Here is a 3,774-nt window from a genome sequence, read left to right on the forward strand (position 1 = left end):
CTCTTGCTGTGGAAGCCGAGGTCGAGGAGGGATTCATGTCCCGCAGACATGTCGTCGCCACGGGCTGCGTGCTGGCGGTCACCGCGCTCACCCTGGCGGGCGTGCCGGCCGACGCCAGGCCCCGGGCGAGGAGTGTGGTCACCGCGTCCGCCTGGAAACCGCCGTCGGGCATGCTGGAGGCGCTCCAACGCGACCTGGGACTGACCAGGCGGCAGGCCCAGGCACGCCTGCTCAACGAGGCCCGCATGATTCCGGTCGCGGCGCAGCTCCGCAGGAGGCTCGCCGACCGTTTCGGCGGCTCGTGGCTGATGGGAGCCGTTTCGCAGACCCTTGTGGTGGCCACCACCGACGAGGCCGACATCCCCCACATCATCGCGGCGGGTGCCCGGGCCGAGATCGTCCCCCGGTCGATGGCGGAACTCCTCCTGCTCAGGGAGAAGGCCGACGACGTGCTGCCCGCCAAGCCGCGCGTGGCGGGCGTGCGCTACGTCGACGCGAAGAGAAACAAGGTGGTCGTCCTGTCCGCGCAGCCCACGGTGGCCGAGAACCTCATCAAGGACGCGAATGTGGACACGGACGCGGTGAGCGTGGTGTCGTCCACCGAGCAGCCCCAGCCCCTCCACGATGTGCAGGGCGGCGACGCCTACTACATCGGTGTCGCGAGCCGCTGCTCGATCGGTTTCTCGGTGACCCGCGAAGCCCAGGCGGGTTTCGTCAGTGCCGGTCACTGCGGTAAGACGGGTGATGCCACCACCGGCTTCAACCGGGTGCCCCAGGGGACCTTCCAGGCGTCGGTCTTCCCGGGCAAGGACTACGCCTGGGTCGCGGTGAACCACAACTGGATGCCCAAGCCGGCGGTCAGCAACGGCATCGGCGGCACCGTGTCCGTCGTCGGCTCCAAGGTGGCCGTCGAGGGTTCCTCGGTCTGCCGATCCGGCTCGACCACCGACTGGCACTGCGGAGTCGTCCTGCAGCTCGATACCAGCATCACCTACCCCCAGGGTGCGGTCTCCGGGCTGACCCGCACGAACGTCTGCGCCGAGCCGGGCGACTCGGGTGGCTCGTTCATCTCGGTGGACCAGGCCCAGGGAGTCGCCTCCGGCGGCTCCGGCGACTGCACCTCGGGTGGCGTCACCTACTTCCAGCCGGTCAACGAGATCCTCAACGCCTACGGCCTGACCCTGGTGACCGACACGATCACCTCGCCGAGCACGGGCACCTGCACCGGCTACCCGAAGATCTACGTCGGTAATCTGGAGAGCGGTCAGGTCGTCTACCGGCCGAGCACCAGCTACTACCGGGCGACTGTCGCCGGTCAGCACCATGGCTGCCTGGACGGGGACGACGGCGTCGACTTCGACCTCTACCTCGAGAAGTGGAAGGGGACCGGTTGGGGCACCGTCGCCGTCTCGGACAGTTCGGGTCCCGACGAGCAGATCAGTTACACCGGCACGGCCGGTGCCTACCGCTATCGCGTGGTCTCCGTGAGCGGCTCCAGCCCCTACATCCTGGGGTTCACGACACCGTGACAACCGGTCCTGTGCTCCCAGCGGACCCGCTGGGAGCACAGTTAGGAGTGAAAATCACCATATTTCGGGTTCGTGTGCTTTTGTAACAAAGCCGAAGGTCGGCAACGGGGATCTCCGACCGTAGGATGTCCAGCGACCGCGACCGCTGATGGGGGCTCGTGATGGCGCTGGACGAGACGACCGAGGAGCTGGCCCGGGCGGCCGCCCAAGGTGACCACCGCGCGCTCGGCGAGCTGCTGAAGCGTATCGAGCCCGCGGTGCTCCGGCACTGCGGGCGCATCCTTCCCTTCCGGCAGGACGCGGAGGAGGCCTGCCAGGACACCCTGCTGGCGGTGGCACGCAACATCGGCCGCTTCGAGGGGCGCGCCAAGTTCAGCACCTGGCTGCACATCGTGACCGCCAACTGCGCCAGGACCACCTACCGTTCGCTGAAGCGTCGCGCCGCGGAGCAGAGCTCGGACGAGTTGCCGCTGCAGAAGCCGGACGTCGCCAGGGTGAGCGTGATCGCCGGGTCCAGGCTGGACCTGCTCGACGTGATGGAGGCCCTGGAGGCGGAGAAGCCCGATCTGGCCCAGGCACTGGTGCTGCGCGACATCTGCCAGCTCGACTACAACGAGGTGGCCGAGCAACTCCGCATCCCGCTGGGCACCGCCAAGTCCCGCATTCACCAGGCGCGCAAGTACGTCCAGAGCGCTCTGGGCGACGCCTACGGCTTCTGATCTCGACGGGTCCGGGGAACGGCCGAGCCGGCCCGGGGGTCGCCCCTCGCGAGAGTGAGGGCGCGCCGGCGAGGCGAGATCCCGATCGAAATCGTCTGCCGCGTGGCGTGTGGCTTTTGGGGGCCTTGGAGGCAACGGCTGGATTAGGGTGGCGTTGCCCGTGGGGCGCTCTCCCCCTCTTGCTGTGAAAGCCGAGGTCGAGGAGGGATTCATGTCCCGCAGACATGTCGTCGCCACGGGCTGCGTGCTGGCGGTCACCGCGCTCACCCTGACGGGCGTGCCGGCCGCGGCCGGACCGAAGGTGACGGGTGTCCCGGTCACCGCGCCCGTCTGGAAACCGCCGTCGGGCATGCTGGAGGCGCTCCAACGCGACCTGGAACTGACCAGGGAACAGGCCCAGGCACGCCTGCTCAACGAGGCTCGCCTGACGGGAGTGGCGGCGGAGCTCCGTGCGAGACTCGGTGACCGTTTCGGCGGCTCGTGGCTGATGGGAACCATCGCGCAGACCCTTGTGGTGGCCACCACCAACGAGGCCGACATCCCCCACATCATCGCGGCGGGTGCCCGGGCCGAGGTCGTCAAGCGGTCGCTGGCGGAGCTCGACAGGCACATAGACGGCCTCGACCAGTCGGTACCCGGTGCCAAGAACGAGGGAAGTGTCCGCTATGTCGATGCCAGGAACAACAGGGTCGTCGTCCTGTCGTCGGAGCCGTTGGTCGCGGAGGACCTCATCGAGGCCGCCGGCCTCGACACGGAGGCGGTGAAGGTGGTGCCGTCCACCGAGCGGCCCCGGCTCCTCAGTGACGTGCAGGGGGGTGACGCCTACTACGTCGGTGTCGCGAGTCGTTGCTCCGTCGGTTTCTCGGTGATGCGCGGGACCCAGGCGGGTTTCGTCAGTGCCGGTCACTGCGGTAAGACGGGTGATGCCACCACCGGTTTCAACCGGGTGCCCCAGGGGGTCTTCCGGGCGTCGTCCTTTCCCGAGAACGACTATGCCTGGGTCGCGGTGAACGCCGGCTGGAGCCCCAAGCCGGTGGTGAGCAACGGCGTCGGCGGTACCGTGCCCGTCGCGGGCTCCAGGCCGGCCCTGGAGGGTGCCTCGATCTGCCGGTCCGGCTCCACCACCGACTGGCACTGCGGTCTCATCCGGCAGCTCAGCGCCAGTGTCACCTACCCCCAGGGCACCATCCACGGCCTGGGCCGTACCAGTGTCTGCGCCGAGCCGGGTGACTCGGGTGGTTCGTTCATCTCGGTGGACCAGGCCCAGGGGGTCACCTCCGGCGGCTCCGGGGACTGCACCACGGGTGGCGTCACCTACTTCCAGCCGGTCAACGAGATCCTCGCCGCCTACGACCTGACCCTGCTGACCGACAGCACCGCCAGCTCGTCGGGTGACATCTCCCCGGGCACCGCTCCAACGGGTAAGCAGGACTGCAGCGGCTACCCGAAGACCTACACCGGCACGCTGAACAACGGTCAGTCCGTCTCCCAGCCGAGCCGGTACTACCGGGCCGCCGTCGCCGGTA

At 68.7% G+C, this 3,774-nt stretch carries 3 protein-coding genes; all 3 read left to right on the forward strand.

Annotated features, from left to right (window positions below; translation table 11 throughout):
• Positions 1-1,529, forward strand: a 1,529-nt coding sequence (locus ABZU75_RS45735) for a S1 family peptidase (protein WP_355569626.1), incomplete at its 5' end; no start/stop codon positions are given.
• Positions 1,530-1,690: 161 nt separating this feature from the next.
• Entirely contained in the window at positions 1,691-2,248 is a 558-nt protein-coding gene (locus ABZU75_RS45740; protein WP_355569628.1) for an RNA polymerase sigma factor, read from the forward strand.
• A gap of 211 nt (positions 2,249-2,459) precedes the next feature.
• Positions 2,460-3,774: S1 family peptidase (locus ABZU75_RS45745; RefSeq protein WP_355569631.1), on the forward strand; the 1,315-nt coding region annotated here is incomplete at its 3' end.

This window comes from Streptosporangium sp. NPDC005286 (assembly GCF_040607515.1).
In the GTDB taxonomy this organism is placed as follows: domain Bacteria; phylum Actinomycetota; class Actinomycetes; order Streptosporangiales; family Streptosporangiaceae; genus Streptosporangium.

Coding starts and splice junctions, on each gene's coding strand:
- ABZU75_RS45740 (WP_355569628.1), top strand. CDS start 1,691: ATGGCGCTGGACGAGACGACCGAGGAGCTGGCCCGGGCGGCCGCCCAA.